Here is a 15,223-nt window from a genome sequence, read left to right on the forward strand (position 1 = left end):
CCCAACTAGAAGATCGTCTCGTGAGAAAGGCCTTTCTGGCGCTAGCGCTTTCCCCCTATCCTCACTGCTTCACACTCGGCCGCAACCGGAGGAAGGAGCAAGATGGAAACGCGCAAGAGTAAGACCGTCGTCGTCAGCCGGGTCTCCGCGCCCAAACCGCACGATCTGCTCGCGGATCAACTGCGTGAAGCCATTCTGCGCGGCGAAATCTCCGAAGGAGCTGCGCTGCCGCCCGAGCGTGAACTGGTCGAACAGACGGGGCTGACCCGGGGGTCCGTGCGCGAAGCGTTGCGTATGCTGGCCACGGAAGGTCTCGTGCAGGCGCGCCCCGGCCGCTACGGCGGCAATATCGTTTTGTTGCCTGGAAAGGAGACCATGGCCAACAGCATTGGCCAGTTCATTCGTGGGCGCAAGCTTTCCCTGCGGACGTTGCACGAAACGAGATACGCTCTCGAGCCGGCGCTGGCGCGCCTGGCCGCGCTCCACCGCACCGAAGAGGATCTAGAGGTCCTGAGGACGCTGCATCAGGAGTTGATCGACGCGATCGGCAACTTTCAGCAATTCTCCCTGGCAAACGTCAAATGGCACAACGCAATCGCCCGCGCCAGCGGCAACGAGCTGCTGTCTGCGTTCCTGTACGCGATCTCCTATGGCATCGCCGTTTCGACCACGACGGAGGAATATGATACGCCCGACACCCGTAAACAGGTGATCGGCATTCACGCGCAAATCATGTCGGCCATCAAGGCACGCAACGCCGATCTGGCGGAGCGGCGCATGCGCCAGCATATCGGGGCAACGCACGCGCGGGCCGTGGCGCCGGATACAACCGGCGTGCCCATGTCGGCCGACTAACGTCATACCTTGCACCGCCATGAACAAGACATTTCACGTTCAAGACCTGACCGTTCACCGCATCGTCGAGCTTGAAGCTCCGTTCCTGCCCGCGCTCGAGATGCTGCCGGGATTGACGCCGGAATTGCTCGAGCAGAACCGCGGCTGGCTGCAGCCGCATGCGCTGGGCGCCAACGACGAATTTCTTCTCTGCTATCAATCCTATGTCGTCCGGACGCCGCACCACACGATCCTCGTGGACAGTTGCCTCGGCAATGACAAGCATCGGCCTCGGCCCGAATGGCACATGAGATCCGACGACACGTACATGCAAGCGCTGGCGGCCGTTGGCCTGTCGGTGAACGACATCGATTTCGTCATGTGCACCCACCTTCATGTCGATCACGTCGGATGGAACACACGCCTGCTGAACGGCGCATGGGTACCCACCTTCCCCAGGGCCCGCTACATATTCGGTCGCCGCGAGTATGCGGCAACGGAGGCAGCCAATCGGCAATCGGAGAATCCGGCATATGTCGACAGCGTACTTCCCGTCGTTAGCGCCGGGCGCGCCGAGATCGTCGCCGACGACTATCGAATCGGCGATCACGTACGCATCCTGCCGACAGCCGGGCATACCGAGGGACATCTGTCATTCTGCTTCGGCAAGAGGCACGACGACGTGGTGATGACGGGTGATCTGCTGCACGTCCCTCTGCAGATGCGCTACCCCGAACTGTCGTTCGTGAAGGACAGGGATCCCGCGCTGGCAGCCCGCACCCGGCGCGCGTTTCTGGATCGCTACTGCGAAACACCGACTCTGTGTTGCACGGCCCATTTTCCCGCCTCGCCGGTGGGATACGTCCGGCGTTGGGACGACGGTTATCGGCTCGAGAGCGCCGATCGAAGACAATCTTAAATCGAGAGCAACACATGCGCGCATACGCCGTTCGGTGCTTCTGCGAACCAGTCACTCCGGTCGAATGGGCCGATCCAGACCCCGTCGACACGGAGGTTGTCGTGGAGGTGACCCGGTGCGGCGTCTGTCACACCGATCTGCACCTCCAGGACGGCTACTACGACCTGGGCGGCGGCAAGCGCCTGAACCTGGCAGATCGCGGCATCAACCCGCCCGTCATCCTGGGACATGAAGTCCTCGGTCGTCTGTTGTCGAAAGGACCGCAGGCACCGATCAGCGACGCGGAGATCGGAAAGAGCTTCCTCGTCTATCCATGGATCGGCTGCGGCAAGTGCCGCGTATGCATCGACGGAAGGGAAAACCTGTGCGCCACCCCGAGGTCGATCGGCGTCTTCCGTCCGGGCGGTTACGCCGAACGATGCGTGGTGCCGCACCCGAGATATCTGGTCGATGTCACGGGCATTGAGCCCACGCTGGCCGCAACTTATGCCTGCTCGGGGCTCACGGCCTATAGCGCCCTGCGCAAGGTCGAGATCGACCGCGAACGCGACCTGCTGCTCCTGCTGGGTCTTGGTGGGGTGGGCCTCAACGGCCTTCAGATCGCATCGGCGCTGGGCTTCCGCCGCATTGCAGTTGCGGATGTCGATACTGCGAAGCACGAGCTGGCGATCACCCGCGGCGCGATGCTCGCACTCGATCCTCGCACCCCCGATGCGGCAGCAAAGCTCGCGGCCGCCGGCGGCGTCGCCGCTGCCATCGACTTCGTCGGGAACAAGACCACGGCGGAGTTCGCGGTCACCTCCCTGCAAAAGGGCGGCACCTGCATCGTGGTCGGCCTGTTCGGCGGGGAACTGACGATCCCGCTGCCCCCACTCGTGCAGCGCGCGATCACCGTCCGAGGGTCCTATGTCGGCACCGTCGACGAACTGAAGGAGTTGATCGCGATCGTCAAGTCGGGCCGCGTCGAGCCGCTGCCGGTTGAGGCGGTCGCATTCGACGCCGTGAATGACGCACTCGGACGCCTGCGCGCCGGCCAGGTCAAGGGCCGCCTCGTTCTTGCCCGTTGAATACGCCGCGCCAAAAAGGAGCCATACATGTCCGCATCCATTCGCGTGCCGCTGGTCGAACCAGGGAGCCGCCCGGAACTTGCCGAGATCGAAGCAACAATTCGCGCCGAGCGCGGAGGCGAGATCGCCGTGCTCTATCAGGCCCTGCTGAACAGCCCCGCCATTGCCTCCGGGTGGGAAAAGATGCTCACCGCCGTGCGCAATCGCACCCAGATTCCCGCCGGCCTGCGCGAACTCATGATCCTGCGCGTTGCCGTGATCAACCGCGCGACCTTCGAATTCGCCGCTCACGCGCCCCACGCCCGTTCGGCGGGCGTGTCAGACCAGAAGATCGAGGCTGTCAGAACCTGGCCAGCCGAGGCCGACCGCTTCAGCGACGAAGAGCGACTGGTGCTGGAACTCACCGACAGCATGACCCGCGATGTCATCGTCCCGGATGCGCTAATCAAGCGTCTACGCAACCGCTTCGACGCCCGCGGCCTGGTCGAAGCGATCGCCACCGTGGCCGCCTACAATATGGTATCGCGGTTTCTCGTCGCCCTGAACATTATTCACTGAGGCGGGGCGTTGCGGCGAAGACCGCCCGCAGCGAAGGTTTGTGCCAAGCGCTGCGCCGGCCCACGTCATGGTCCGCCGAACTCCTCAGCGCGCACGGTGCACTCTCCCCTTGCTGGCAGTACCAACATAGAGTCCGAACGTGTCTTCCGCGCGCTCCTGAATGTAGCGACGAACGAGCCCACCGAACTGGCTAATGCGCTCGAAGGGGATTTCCTCGGGTCGAAACAGCTGAACCTCCGGCCGTGTTGGCTCCTCTATTTGATCGATCTCGCCGAGATAGACCATCGAGGGTCCATCCCGTCCTCCTTCACTGAAAACGGAATAGACGAAGCCCAGCCGAGCTTTCACACCCAACGCGTCCAGCCGACCGAGCAGGCTGCCGCTTTCGCGCTCGTCCTCGCCCAGGCTTTGCGCGAACGGCAGGGACAGCTTCCCCTCTTCCTCGAGGAAAAGCAGCCTTCCGGCGTGGTGGAACAGCCCGCCGAACCGGTGCCCGGCCACGCTCGAGGCTTCGACGGTTTCGCGTTGCATGTCAAAATCGATATAGTTGCCGCTGAAATAGCCGAGTGGAGTGCCGGAAGCCCGTCTCGTGTCGATGACGCGACCAATCAGAATGATATGATCGCCGGCTTCGACCTTCTGGTGCAGCACGCAATCGAAACTTGAGAGAGAGCCTGCGAAGATTGGGCTTCCACTTCGTCCCCTGATCCAGTCCTGCCCTGCGAACTTGTCCTCGACTTTCGAGCCAAAGGTCAACGAAAGCGGCCGTTGCTCCGACGACAGGATGTTGACGGCAAAGGACTGCGCGTCGTTGAACGCGGCAAAGCTGCGGCTGCTGCGGCCAACGCAGAACAACACAAGCGGAGGACTCAATGAGACCGTGGTGAACGAGTTCACCGTGACGCCACGCGGCTTGCCATCCTCCGCGATCGTCGTGGCGATGGTGACGCCGGTGACGAAGTTTCCCGCGGCGGCACGGAACACCTTCGGGTCAATGGCTTCGGCGGCGACGCCGGCATCGGCGGAAACAGGTTGGGTTGACATAGCGACCTCCTCTCATTGGGGACAGGCGGACCTTGACAAGCGGCGCGCCGAGCACAGGCATGGACCGTTCTCACTTGAGGCCCGCGGGAAGCGACAATCCGCGGCGGCCCCATAGACACACATCGGCAAGACCTCAGCGGCAGGTCACGCCTGATATCGATCAGCCGGTTAGGACGATGCCATGATCAAGCCGCCGAACTTGCCGCAGCAGGCCGGGCCGCGGGATGCACAGGACGAGCAAGCCCAAGATGCTCCCGCAGGGTCCTACCGCTATATTCGGTCCGAAACAGCCCACGCTGCTGCAGAATCGGCACGACCTTGTCGACGAATTTCTCAAAGGGCTGTGGTGAGAACGGAGTCATGATCGCGAAACCGTCACAGGCACCACTGCGAAACCAGTGCTCGAGATCGTCAGCGATCTGCACCGGCGTTCCAACGACGACGCGATGTCCGGAGCTGACGGCAGCATAGTCGCGCAACTGGCGGATCGTCATATTGTGACGCTTGGCCACAGAGGTCAGCACGCGGGCATGCCCCTGCATCATCGTCGACGGCGGCAACTCGGGTACCGGACCATCGAGATCGAACTGATTCATGTCCGCGCCGAGCCGATCCGAGAGCACACGCATGGCGGAAACGGGATCGACCATCGCACCGAGCTGGGCGATAATTTCATGCGCCTCGGCCTCTGTCTCGCCGATGATGGGCGAGACGCCGAGCATGACCTTGATCGCATCGCGCGGACGCCCCGCCGCCTCAGCGCAATCGCGCAGCTTTTCGACAAACGCAACGGCCTCCTCGACAAAGGACTGCGAGGCGAAAACAACCTCGGCCGTCGCGCCCGCGAGGTCCAGGCCTCGGTCCGAGGCGCCGGCCTGAAAGATCACCGGATAGCCTTGCGGCGGCCGGCTTGCGTTCAGCGGCCCCTTGATCTGATAGTACTTGCCGACATGATCGAGCACATGCATCTTGCTGGCATCGATGAACACACCGGTGCTCCGGTCAGCCACGACTGCACCGTCTTCCCAGCTGTCCCAGAGCCCTTTGGTCACCTTCAGATACTCGTCCGCCATTGCATAACGTTCGGCGTGCGGCGGATGCTTGTCCCTGGAGAAATTTGCGGCCGCGTCGGGACTGGACCCCGTCACGACGTTCCAGCCGATGCGGCCCTCGCTGAGATGGTCAAGCGAGGCAAGGGCTCGCGCGACGTTGTAGGGCTCGGAATATGTCGTCGAAACCGTCGCCACCAGACCGACGCGATCGGTCACCACCGATAGCGCCCCGAGTAGCGTCAACGGCTCGAAGCGAACGACGAACATCGGCGCAGCGTCCGCCCCGGTGTTCACAGCGTCCGCGAAGAATACGAAGTCGAACTTGCCGCGCTCCGCAGTTTTGACCGCGCGAGCTACGCTCTCGAATTTCTCCTTCTCGGATTCAGCACCCGGCATGCGCCAACCGGCAACGTGACCGCCGACCCCATGCGACAGCGATCCAAGATGCATCATTCTCTGCATAGTCATTTCTCCACTTTGTGCGCGGTCATCTGGCCGCCTTCGACCATGACGCGGAACCTCGCCACAACGGGCGCCTTGTCATTTTTCTTCCGGCAGAGACTTGGCGAGGAACTTCCGGGTGCGGGGATCCTGCGGTCGCGTCAACACCTCGGACGCGGGACCCGATTCGATGATCACGCCATCCGCCATGACAGCGGCGACATCCGCGACCTGGCGTGCGAACTGGATCTCATGGGTGACCACAATCATCGTCATGCCGGCGCCCGCCAACCCCTTCATGACGTCGAGGACTTCATCGGTCAGGTGCGGGTCGAGCGCCGAGGTTGGCTCGTCGAACAGCATCAGCTTCGGCTTCATGGCAAGCGCACGTGCTATCGCGATGCGCTGCTGCTGACCGCCAGAAAGGTGGCGCGGATAGGACTTGATCTTGTTTGCAAGCCCGACGCGCTCCAGCAACTCCTGCGCGCGCTCGATCGCGACCGCGCGACGTTCTCCGCGCACCCGTATCGGCGCGTCGATAATGTTCTCGAGCACCGACATGTGCGGAAAAAGATTGAAATTCTGAAACACCATACCGATGTCGGCGCGCTGCCGACTGACTTGGGCTTCCGACATGCGGATGAACGTGCTTCCTTCCTGGCGACAACCGATAGCGGCGCCGTCGACATAGACCATGCCGCGGTCGGGCATCTCGATTGCATTGATACAGCGCAGCAGTGTGCTTTTGCCGGCGCCCGAGGGGCCCAGAAGACAGACCACTTTGCCCTGATGGACCGTCATGTCGATGCCCTTGAGAACGACATTTGCGCCGCGCTTCTTCCAGACGTTGGTGATACGCACCAGTGGAAAATGTTCGCCGTTGAGTTGGGGCATTGCGCGAAGCTTCCTTCAGTTTTCAGCGACGAACGGTCAGGCTTGCGCCGGTTGCGGATGCTTCTCCGCCTGCCAACCCTTCAGGTAGTGTCGCTCAATGAAGTGCTGGACCACTGAGAGGATGCTCACCATGATGAGATACCAAAGCGCGGCGACGATCAGCAGAGGCATGGTCTCGAACGTGCGGCTATAGATCGTCTCGACAGAGTGCATCAACTCGTGAAGCGCGACCACGCTGGCGATAGATGTGTACTTCAGCATCCCGATGAACTGATTTCCCGTCGGCGGCACGATTGCCTTCATCGCCTGCGGCAGCACGATAACGCGAAATGTCTGGAACGGCTTGTGGCCGAGAGCCTTCGAGGCTTCCGTCTGGCCGGCATCCACCGAGACCAGCCCCGCGCGGATGATCTCGGCCATGTACGCACCTTCATTTAAGCCCAGCCCGAGCAGCGCGGCGGTGAACGACGAAATCGCGGCAGTTGCCGATATCTCAAAGAACTTCGGCCCGCCAAATGGAATACCGAGGGAGAGCTGCGGGAACAGAGCGGCCAGATTGTACCAGAAGACGAGCTGAACCAGGACGGGAGTTCCACGGAAGAACCAGACGAAGCCGTGCGCGCAGAGATTCAGGAACGGATCGCGCGACATCCGCATCAGCGCCACGAGGATGCCGATGAGAACGCCGATGACCATGATCAGCACTGTCAGCTGGATCGTCATGGCGACGCCGCGCAACACGGTGGGATTCAACATGTATCGCCCCACGACGTCCCATTGGAAGCCGGGATTGGTGAGGAGCTGATTTGCAATCCAGACGAGTCCGACCGCGACCGCAGCAACGCAAAGCCAGCGCCAGACGCGCGGGGGATCGACGATATGTTCGGCTGCGGCATCAGGGCCGGGCCAGGGTTGCGTTTCGGCAGCGATATTCAGCGTCATTGCAACTTCCCTGTTTTCGTGTTCACCGCCGATCCGGCGAAACGCATTGTCACGAAGGCCTGGCACGAACGATTGGGAGCACCGATTGCCCGCGGCTTCATTCGGCTGATTTACGCGCAGCCTCGGCCGAGACGGCCGAGGAGCCGACGCCGTATTCGTCAAGCAACTTCTTGTACGAGCCATCTTCGATAGCGCTGGCGAGGGCCAGCGCGACCGCCTTGCGCATTGCGAGATTGCCCTTCGCAACGACGATACCGGCCGGCGAGCGCTCGACATTCGGCACATCTCCCGGCATCAGTTCGACGCGCGGATTGATACGCGAAATGTAGGCCCCCTGGGGAGCGGCCGTGAGAAAGGCATCGCCGCGGCCATTGGCCACCGCGAGCAGCGTTTCGGCACTGCTCGGGTAAAGCTCCTGCGCGATTGGCTTGCCGTTTTTGGAGACGCAGATTTCAGAAAGCTGGTTGAGTTGCCGGACTTGGACGCTGCCCTGCGTGACAACGAAGGTCAGACCGCACAGATTGGCAATGTCCTTGATAGGGCGTCCCTTTTGCACGAGAACCACGCTCGACGTGTCGAAGTAGGGAATCATGTCGGCCGCGCCGAGGCGTTCGGGCGTGATCGAGATCTGGTTCACTCCAATGTCGTAGCGGCCGGAGGCGACCCCCGGAACGATGCCGGGAAATTTCATATCGTCGAACTCGGCCTTGAGGCCGAGCTTCGCGGCGATGATCTTCGCCAGACCAATGTCAATACCGACCGGCTCGTCCTTCTCGGAGCGATACGCGAAGGGCGCCCATTGCAACGCGGTCGCCACCCGCAATATGCCGCCGTCACGGACCGCAACCGGGAGCGCAGCGCGCGCGGTCTCGTCCACCGCCTGAGCAGCGGCCTTTTCGACGATGCCCGGTAGAAACACAGGCGCCAGGAGAACTGCCCCAACGACCCAGTTCAAGACTCTCTTCGTGATAGTCATTTCAGTCGCCTCTCCCGCTCGGCGTTTCATCGAACCCAGGTCACGTCCGGAACATCCTTTGACCAGCCCGATCGCCCATCAATTTAATCCCAGCATATTTTCGCGCAGTGTTTTACCGGCATATTCAGTCCGGAAGATGCCGCGGCGCTGCAGCTCCGGCACGACCATCCGACAGAATTGTTCGATCATGCCGGGGAAATAGGTCGGAGCAACGACGAATCCGTCGCAGGCGCCAGACTCGAACAGATGCTGCAGATGATCGGCCACCTGCGATGGCGTGCCGACGATCTCATCGTTCTTGTCTTCCTTCACCGCTTCCGCGATGGAGATGCCCTTCTCTTTCATGGCCTCGTGGAGGCGGTCCTCCGCACCCCGAATTCCCTGGTTGCCCTGCATGGCGGCAAGGCTCTCCGCATCGCGCACCTTGGCGACATCCACACCGAGGCTGCCCGAGACCCGAGCCGCCCATGTCTCCGGCATCACCAGGCTCTTGAGGTAGGCTGCACGCTCCCGCGCGATAGATTCCGTCTCTCCAAGCACGAAAGTGCTTGCCTGCAGGATCGCGCAGCTCTCTGGTCGCCGGCCGAGACCGACCATTCGACCTTTGATGTCATCGTAGAAGCTCTTCAGCGCCGCAAGGCTCCGCTGATCGGTGAAAATTGCCTCGGCCCAGCGCGCTGCGAAATCGCGGCCGCGGTCGGAACTGCCCGCCTGCATGAGAAAGGGGCGCCCCTGGGGACAGCGGGGAGTCGGCAGCGGACCGCGCGTGCGGACCCATTTGCCTTCGTAGTCGACATAATGGACCTTGCTGGGATCAGCGAAGACACCACTCTCCTTGTCGAGGACGAAGGCATCCTCGTCCCAACTGTCCCACAACGCGCAACAAGCCTCGAGCACCTCATCGGCGCGGTCGTAGCGCTCCTCTCGCGGCGGAAGGACTCCGCCGACATTCCTGGCCTCAAGGTCGGCGGCGGACGTGACCACGTTCCAAGCGACACGCCCGCCGCTCATCACATCCAGCGAGGCCAGCCAGCGCGCGAGGTGATAGGGATTATGGAAGGTCGTTGAAAGCGTGATTCCGAGACCAAGGCGACTGGTCGCTGCGGCCATCACCGGCAGAACCACCATCGGATCGAGGTAACTGATCTGACCACCGTTGCGCACGTAGGTGTCGTAGCTGTCGCCGTAGACATCATAGATCCCGATCAGATCGGCGAAGAAGCAACCATCGAACTTCGCATCTTCGAGCGTCCGCGCGTATTGGGTATAACGACCGGGCGTCAGGAAGTCCCCCAACACTGACTCAGGGTGCCGCCAACCGCCCATGTGGCGAGCAGTTGGGCCGGTCTTCGAATAGGCGACCAGACGCATTTGGCGGCACGTTGTCACACTTCAATTCCCCATCGCGGCTCGGCAGAGACTTGCCCATTGGGAGCTCGGGTACCATAATAATAGCGCCTGCACTCTTTCTGGCAAGCTTCAATAGAATTCAATCTTTGCTATTTCGCTTCTTTTTTGGACATCACATCAAGCCCGCACCCGAGAACCTCCTACCAAACAAAGTGTACACACTCCAATATAAAGGACGACAGGTTCGGTCACGGAAGCTTCCACGCAACCGGGCACAACGCTAATGTCGAGCAAACTCGGAGCGACGATGAGCGATCCATTGGGCCACGCGGCGGCGTCCCATTACGATGTAACGCAGCAGGTCGGGCACCTGCTCCGCAAGGCCTATCAGCGTCATTTGGCGATCTTCCACGAAGGGCTCGCGACATACCAACTGACGTCGGCTCAATTCGTGACGTTGTGCACGCTGCGGGACCAGGGCGATAGCTCGCAGGTCGATCTCGTTCGCGCGACGGCGGTCGATCAGGCGACGATCCGAGGCGTCGTCGAGCGATTGAAAGCCCGTGGGCTGATTGCGCTCAAGCGCGACAAAGACGATGGACGAAAGGTTGTGATCTCCCTGACCGCCGCTGGCGGGGCACTCCTCGAGGCTACAATCCCAGAGGCGCGCCAGATAAGCGAAGTTACAGTGCAAGGGCTCAACCAAGCCGAACGGATCGCCCTGGATTATTTGCTGCGCAAAATCTCCATCTGAGATCAGGCATGAGCTTGGCGCTGTAGGTCGCGATCGGCGGTCTCCGCCTTGATGGCGGCAATAGTCTTGAGGTCGTTTTCATGAGGAAGAGCCATCAAATCCGGGCTCTCGACCGTCGCGGCCAACAGAGCCAGCGCCGTTGAGTTCGGCGTTTAGCTGCCGCGCGTACGGTGGCGATTTCAGTCGCGAGTTCAGGATTCGCGACTCCGAGCGTGATTTTGTCCTGTAACGTGCCGAGAACTCCTAGAAGCGCACCATCCGCCGCTCAAAGAGCGCCCTAAGCATCCCCTCCTTAGTGCGAAATTGATGCACCACGCCGCCTTTGCTAAAGCCGCTCTCGCGCGCAATCGCGTCAAGCGTCAGCCGGCCCGGACCGTCGCGTGCAATGATGGCCAAGGCTGCGGCTGCGTCGAGAGCGACGCTGCGGGATCGTTCGGAGCGGGTAGCATTTTCCACGGCCGACTTGTCTCCATAGCTAACAGAATATCAGGCCGTTCCTTCCCTTGACTGCATACTGTTCGTAGATACAGAAAATCCGACGGTTCACGTGGCAGTAAAGGGCTTTGGCAGGACGAGGTTACTAAGGTTTCTCGATGCGGTGGTCGAGCTTACAAAGCTGAAGGCCTCTCTGTCGCTGCGGGGTATCTACGAAGGTCTCGAATTCAGACCGAAACCAAAGCTGGTACAAAAATCCGACGATGAGCCCGAGCCAGGCGGCGGGTTCAAGCCGCCGACCTAATGCTGCACTGCGCTGCACCCGTCCGATAGATCAACGTTCGTCCTCGACCCACGACATCCGAAATGAAAAACCCCGCCGTCGCTGGCGAGGCTTTCTTGTTTCAGACTACTATGGGACCAGCTTTGCCCGCGGCTGCACCCACCAGGCGACCGCCAGCATCTTCTTAACGACGAAGCCAAGTTGCTTAGCGTGCGATGCGGAGGTGCTCGATCGCATGTAGGGACTTTCCACGGATAAGAACGAGAACAATCACCGAAGCCCTCTGGCGGTCTTTCACAACCTAGGTTCGCCCGAGTTCAATGGAGCAAGCCCCTGATCCTATTTCCCCATGACAAAGCTTATCGTCCTAGTGGCGATAGCGACTCTGGATACTCGATCGTCCCGTGCGGTCGATTTAAGAACGGCCTAGCGGCTGGCGCTGGCGCGAGCTGTGGCAACGGCGTCGGCGATGGAGTCGGCCTCGGTACAGGCTGGGTCGGCAGGACACCCTCCAGCGGCGCCTCTGCTGGCCTTGCCACGCCGCTCTCAGACTTTGGCTTTTTGGGCTGGGCTGCAGCAATCTGACGAGCGGGCTCTCGCTGAGGCCACAAACAATACTCTCCAATTTGATATCCCGGACCGGGCTTAGCCCCGATTTTCGGCAACGGGCAGTATTGCGCTACGCTGACGGTCGTAGGTTTGATTGGCCTGCTGAAGATCCTGCTTGTGTTTCCCGACTTGACGCCCGAAGTCGTGACTGCGTCCAACCCATTCAACACCAGAGTTAGCGTCCCGGTGTGCTGAAAGCCGCCACTCGCTTCGGCGCCCAAACTGGTCCACAACGAGGTGCTGATGGTATTTCGAACGTCCAGACCAACATTGGTTTGAATAGTAAAGACGTAGCTCACTTGCCCTGGAATGATTTGCTCATTGTCTTTTCCAGGTAGCGCATTGAGCGAAGTTGTGCTCATCGTCGTGCCGACGTCCAGCAACCACGCGGCTAGTGGCAGATCAGCATTTACGCGCACGCGATCAAACTGCGGTTCTCCAGATAGCCCTCGAGCAACGTCGACGAGATTCTGTTCAGTAAAAATCTCATTATAGATGTCTGCCTTAAACAGCTTTCCAGGTTCGCGCGGAATGTTTTTGTAGCAAAGGTAGGGCAGGTCTGGCCGCGTGACTACACGGTCAAGCGCGTCGTTTTTTCTTTCGTTGCCGTCGGATTCGTGCAGGCCGTAAATATCTTGCGGCAGGAGGAAGGCCGCCACTAGATCATAGCTATTCTGCTCGCCTGCAGTTGGAGCAATGTGCCACACCCTCGTGTGCAGAGGATCTATGGTGCGCTTCCAATCGGCCGTCGTCCCGCTTTGCGTTCCAAGCGAATCCTGAATTTTCAGCTCAAGCGAAAAACCTCCAAAACGGGACGGGTCAATCTGAAAGAAAGGAAATTCGTTGTCGGCGCGAATTGGATTCGTATCGTAAAGACCGACATTAATAATTTTCCGCTGATTATTCGCCGCAATATATGTGGCCAACTCGCAACGGAGCGACTTCAACAGCGGCGGCAATTGGGTCTTATCAAAAAATCCGATCTGCGGATCATGAACGAACCTAGGATCGGCACAGCCCGACATGAGTACAACTAGGCAAAATACAACTGCCACCCGCCAACGCATTGGCGCGCCCCCTTGTTAGCGCATCCCCAGCTTAAAGCGTATTCGTGGAACCTCGATCATGTCAATTGGGAGTTGATCCTCTCCCTCCATTCGCGCCAATCTTGCAACGCGCTTATTCGCGGTCCGGATAACGGACAGGAGCACCATGGGACGTCCAGTCGGCTCTCAGAACAGAGACGGGTCCTTTCGCGATGCGATCGGGGTAGAGGCCGCGCCTGCAGCCATGGCTCGCGCGCCCAACTCAAATATCGAAAACAACCTCCTGCAAAGTAACAGGGCGTCGCCGGCATCGATGCCTTTGGGCCAACCCTGCAAGAAACATTTTGACAGGTCGGGCAAATCAACGACACTATTCCATCATCGCGCAATTTTTGGATCATCATGGCCTTGCCCAACGGGCACTTCGGCACGATCACGAAATCTGTCGCGGAAAATGCGCAAGGTGCTCGCGGCGAAACGAATGTCGGGTCCGCGACACTCGTTTTGCGAAGGCAGGCCATGCCGTTCTGTATGTCCCAGGCTTCCAGCAACCGTCCGCGCCAATATTTGCAGTCCCTCCTGATCGCGGCTCTGCTCGCATCGTTTGCAGTGGTGCCTGCCCGCCTCCGGTCGGAACCGATAAAACCGCTGGTCATGGCCACGAACCAGCCGGACAGCACTTACGAAGGCAAATGGCAGCGGCGGGTCTATGCGGAGGCGTTCAGGCGCCTCGGAATTCCCTTCGAGGTGACGCTGATGCCGACGCCGCGCATGACCGCGATGGCGGACTCCGGTGCCGTCGATGGCCAGTTCGTGCGCGTTTTTGCCTACGCGGATGCGCATCCGGAGCAAATGCGGGTGGAGGAGCCGCTCTATCACGTGGTGTTCGGGCTGTGGGTGAGCAATCCGGCGCTCAATCTGTCGCGCCTGGGAGATCTGGCCGCGACAGGCTGGACCGGGATCTATCGACGTGGTGTCGAGCAGTGCGAGAACGCCTTGTCCGGGGTGCTGCCAGGCGACCGCCTGTCGAGCGTGTCGACCACGGAGCTTGGGCTGCAAATGTTGTTGGCCGGGCGTGTCGACTTCTATTGCGAGCTGGACGGCGCCGTGCTGAACGCGCTGTATCTGCCTGAATTCAAGACTGTCACCTCGGTTCGCCTGCTGTTGACCTATGGCGATACGATCGCGCTTCATCCCTATCTGCACAGGAAGCATGCCGATCTGGCGGGCCGCCTGGCCGCGGTTCTGAAAGAGATGAAGGCGGACGGCTCGCTGGAGCGCTTTCGCCGCGAGGTCAAATATGAACTGACGGGGCAGTGATCCCAACGCGCGGCGCCGTTCCCCTTTACGACGCGCGATGTCGGACAGGAAGCTGCTCCCGGGCAGCCGGACATCCGAGGTCCTGGTGGGATGCGTGCCGGTGTCGGTGGTGCCGAAGCCGGCATGGGTGTAGGGCTTACCGGGCACCGCCCGGCTGTTCCGCCGAGCCCCCGCGCAAGACCGCTCTCTGGCGGCAGGAGAATGCCATGGTTAGCGAAAAAGGCCCGAACATCAAGAAGAAGCAGAAATGCAAGAACTGCGAGGGCAAGGGTCTGCTCAAGAAGGGCGACAAGGTGGTGAAGTGCCAGCGCTGCAAAGGCACGGGGGTGCGGTGATATCGAGGTGACCCGGAAGAAAGGGGTCCTGCTCTCGGAGACAGGGCCCCGTAGATCGGCCGCCTAGAATCGGGGGCGCGGGTTTTGCAGCTCTTCCAGCTTCGCTTCTGCTTGTTCTCGTGTGTCGAAGCACTCGATGACTTCAAGGCCATCGACCACGCAGAATCTCAGCCGCTCCCCGCCGTGCTCTTCATCGTCAAGTGTCTCTCTGATTTCCACGAAGCTTTCCTCCAGTCGGGAGGATGATCTATATCCCAACAAAACCGAGCACAGCCATACCGGATTCCGGCTGATCCGGGCAGTTGCCGCCCACCAGAATGCTCACCCCGCCAGCCTCGCACCAGCTTTGCACCAGAAACTGCGT

General features: G+C 60.7%; 17 protein-coding genes. 7 read left to right on the forward strand and 10 right to left on the reverse strand.

All coding sequences use genetic code 11. From position 1 onward, the window contains the following. Positions 1–102: 102 nt before the first annotated feature. Genes AC1RR3_RS16220 through AC1RR3_RS16235 form a run of 4 tightly spaced genes read left to right on the forward strand, consistent with a single transcriptional unit; the run spans position 103 to position 3,378 of the window. Positions 103–855 (forward strand): FadR/GntR family transcriptional regulator, encoded by a 753-nt coding sequence (locus tag AC1RR3_RS16220; RefSeq protein WP_492824108.1) that lies wholly within the window; start codon positions 103–105, stop codon positions 853–855. Positions 856–874: 19 nt separating this feature from the next. Further along, entirely contained in the window at positions 875–1,753 is an 879-nt protein-coding gene (locus AC1RR3_RS16225) for an MBL fold metallo-hydrolase (RefSeq protein ID WP_492824109.1), read from the forward strand. 14 nt (positions 1,754–1,767) lie between these two features. After that, positions 1,768–2,820, forward strand: a complete 1,053-nt coding sequence (locus AC1RR3_RS16230) for a zinc-binding dehydrogenase (protein ID WP_492824110.1) — start codon at positions 1,768–1,770, stop codon at positions 2,818–2,820. 27 nt (positions 2,821–2,847) lie between these two features. Beyond that, a complete protein-coding gene (locus tag AC1RR3_RS16235; protein WP_492824111.1) occupies positions 2,848–3,378 on the forward strand; it encodes a carboxymuconolactone decarboxylase family protein in 531 nt (176 codons plus the stop codon). Positions 3,379–3,462: 84 nt separating this feature from the next. On the opposite strand, the gene AC1RR3_RS16240 is transcribed toward AC1RR3_RS16235, so the two are convergent. From AC1RR3_RS16240 to AC1RR3_RS16265, 6 genes are all read right to left on the reverse strand, one after another. Further along, positions 3,463–4,422: a flavin reductase family protein gene (locus tag AC1RR3_RS16240; RefSeq protein WP_492824112.1), complete on the reverse strand. Its 960-nt coding sequence runs from the start codon at positions 4,420–4,422 to the stop codon at positions 3,463–3,465. 185 nt (positions 4,423–4,607) lie between these two features. Beyond that, on the reverse strand, positions 4,608–5,942 hold the full coding sequence (locus AC1RR3_RS16245) for an LLM class flavin-dependent oxidoreductase (RefSeq protein ID WP_492824113.1): 1,335 nt from the start codon (positions 5,940–5,942) through the stop codon (positions 4,608–4,610). A gap of 72 nt (positions 5,943–6,014) precedes the next feature. Continuing rightward, positions 6,015–6,809, reverse strand: coding sequence for an amino acid ABC transporter ATP-binding protein (locus tag AC1RR3_RS16250; protein WP_492824114.1), 795 nt, complete (start codon positions 6,807–6,809; stop codon positions 6,015–6,017). Between the two features lie 36 nt (positions 6,810–6,845). Then, positions 6,846–7,751, reverse strand: coding sequence for an amino acid ABC transporter permease (locus tag AC1RR3_RS16255; protein WP_492824115.1), 906 nt, complete (start codon positions 7,749–7,751; stop codon positions 6,846–6,848). Between the two features lie 97 nt (positions 7,752–7,848). Beyond that, a complete protein-coding gene (locus AC1RR3_RS16260) occupies positions 7,849–8,706 on the reverse strand; it encodes an ABC transporter substrate-binding protein (protein ID WP_492824116.1) in 858 nt (285 codons plus the stop codon). Between the two features lie 99 nt (positions 8,707–8,805). After that, on the reverse strand, positions 8,806–10,098 hold the full coding sequence (locus tag AC1RR3_RS16265; protein ID WP_492824117.1) for an NtaA/DmoA family FMN-dependent monooxygenase: 1,293 nt from the start codon (positions 10,096–10,098) through the stop codon (positions 8,806–8,808). A 286-nt stretch (positions 10,099–10,384) separates the two neighbouring features. Between AC1RR3_RS16265 and AC1RR3_RS16270 the strand changes: the two genes are divergently transcribed. After that, the gene (locus AC1RR3_RS16270) at positions 10,385–10,831 is read left to right on the forward strand and encodes a MarR family winged helix-turn-helix transcriptional regulator (RefSeq protein ID WP_492824118.1); all 447 of its coding nucleotides are present in this window, start codon (positions 10,385–10,387) and stop codon (positions 10,829–10,831) included. 2 nt (positions 10,832–10,833) lie between these two features. On the opposite strand, the gene AC1RR3_RS16275 is transcribed toward AC1RR3_RS16270, so the two are convergent. The 3 genes from AC1RR3_RS16275 to AC1RR3_RS16285 form a co-directional block, all read right to left on the reverse strand. After that, complete coding sequence (locus AC1RR3_RS16275; protein WP_492824119.1) at positions 10,834–10,956, reverse strand: hypothetical protein; 123 nt, start codon at positions 10,954–10,956, stop codon at positions 10,834–10,836. 118 nt (positions 10,957–11,074) lie between these two features. Beyond that, positions 11,075–11,287: a helix-turn-helix domain-containing protein gene (locus AC1RR3_RS16280; protein ID WP_492824120.1), complete on the reverse strand. Its 213-nt coding sequence runs from the start codon at positions 11,285–11,287 to the stop codon at positions 11,075–11,077. Between the two features lie 621 nt (positions 11,288–11,908). Then, positions 11,909–13,183: a hypothetical protein gene (locus AC1RR3_RS16285; protein ID WP_492824121.1), complete on the reverse strand. Its 1,275-nt coding sequence runs from the start codon at positions 13,181–13,183 to the stop codon at positions 11,909–11,911. A gap of 423 nt (positions 13,184–13,606) precedes the next feature. Here AC1RR3_RS16285 and AC1RR3_RS16290 point away from each other — a divergent pair, with 423 nt between their 5' ends. Both AC1RR3_RS16290 and AC1RR3_RS16295 read left to right on the forward strand, forming a co-directional pair. After that, positions 13,607–14,524 carry a substrate-binding periplasmic protein gene (locus tag AC1RR3_RS16290; protein ID WP_492824122.1) on the forward strand — a complete coding sequence of 306 codons (918 nt, stop codon included), beginning with the start codon at positions 13,607–13,609 and terminating at the stop codon, positions 14,522–14,524. Positions 14,525–14,730: 206 nt separating this feature from the next. Further along, complete coding sequence (locus AC1RR3_RS16295; RefSeq protein ID WP_256374932.1) at positions 14,731–14,859, forward strand: hypothetical protein; 129 nt, start codon at positions 14,731–14,733, stop codon at positions 14,857–14,859. A gap of 63 nt (positions 14,860–14,922) precedes the next feature. Here the strand turns inward: AC1RR3_RS16295 and AC1RR3_RS16300 are convergent, their stop codons facing one another. Beyond that, a complete protein-coding gene (locus tag AC1RR3_RS16300) occupies positions 14,923–15,078 on the reverse strand; it encodes a hypothetical protein (protein WP_492824123.1) in 156 nt (51 codons plus the stop codon). Positions 15,079–15,223: the final 145 nt, after the last annotated feature.

The sequence above is a fragment of the Bradyrhizobium sp. GW821-FHT13H05 genome (assembly GCF_058804065.1).

Bases quoted from the DNA above. Each gene is read 5' to 3' on its own strand.
- AC1RR3_RS16240 (WP_492824112.1), bottom strand. From the start codon at position 4,422: ATGTCAACCCAACCTGTTTCCGCCGATGCCGGCGTCGCCGCCGAAGCC.
- AC1RR3_RS16255 (WP_492824115.1), bottom strand. From the start codon at position 7,751: ATGACGCTGAATATCGCTGCCGAAACGCAACCCTGGCCCGGCCCTGAT.
- AC1RR3_RS16245 (WP_492824113.1), bottom strand. From the start codon at position 5,942: ATGACTATGCAGAGAATGATGCATCTTGGATCGCTGTCGCATGGGGTC.
- AC1RR3_RS16235 (WP_492824111.1), top strand. From the start codon at position 2,848: ATGTCCGCATCCATTCGCGTGCCGCTGGTCGAACCAGGGAGCCGCCCG.
- AC1RR3_RS16290 (WP_492824122.1), top strand. From the start codon at position 13,607: ATGGCCTTGCCCAACGGGCACTTCGGCACGATCACGAAATCTGTCGCG.
- AC1RR3_RS16220 (WP_492824108.1), top strand. From the start codon at position 103: ATGGAAACGCGCAAGAGTAAGACCGTCGTCGTCAGCCGGGTCTCCGCG.
- AC1RR3_RS16250 (WP_492824114.1), bottom strand. From the start codon at position 6,809: ATGCCCCAACTCAACGGCGAACATTTTCCACTGGTGCGTATCACCAAC.
- AC1RR3_RS16295 (WP_256374932.1), top strand. From the start codon at position 14,731: ATGGTTAGCGAAAAAGGCCCGAACATCAAGAAGAAGCAGAAATGCAAG.
- AC1RR3_RS16265 (WP_492824117.1), bottom strand. From the start codon at position 10,098: ATGCGTCTGGTCGCCTATTCGAAGACCGGCCCAACTGCTCGCCACATG.
- AC1RR3_RS16225 (WP_492824109.1), top strand. From the start codon at position 875: ATGAACAAGACATTTCACGTTCAAGACCTGACCGTTCACCGCATCGTC.
- AC1RR3_RS16285 (WP_492824121.1), bottom strand. From the start codon at position 13,183: ATGTCGGGCTGTGCCGATCCTAGGTTCGTTCATGATCCGCAGATCGGA.
- AC1RR3_RS16270 (WP_492824118.1), top strand. From the start codon at position 10,385: ATGAGCGATCCATTGGGCCACGCGGCGGCGTCCCATTACGATGTAACG.
- AC1RR3_RS16230 (WP_492824110.1), top strand. From the start codon at position 1,768: ATGCGCGCATACGCCGTTCGGTGCTTCTGCGAACCAGTCACTCCGGTC.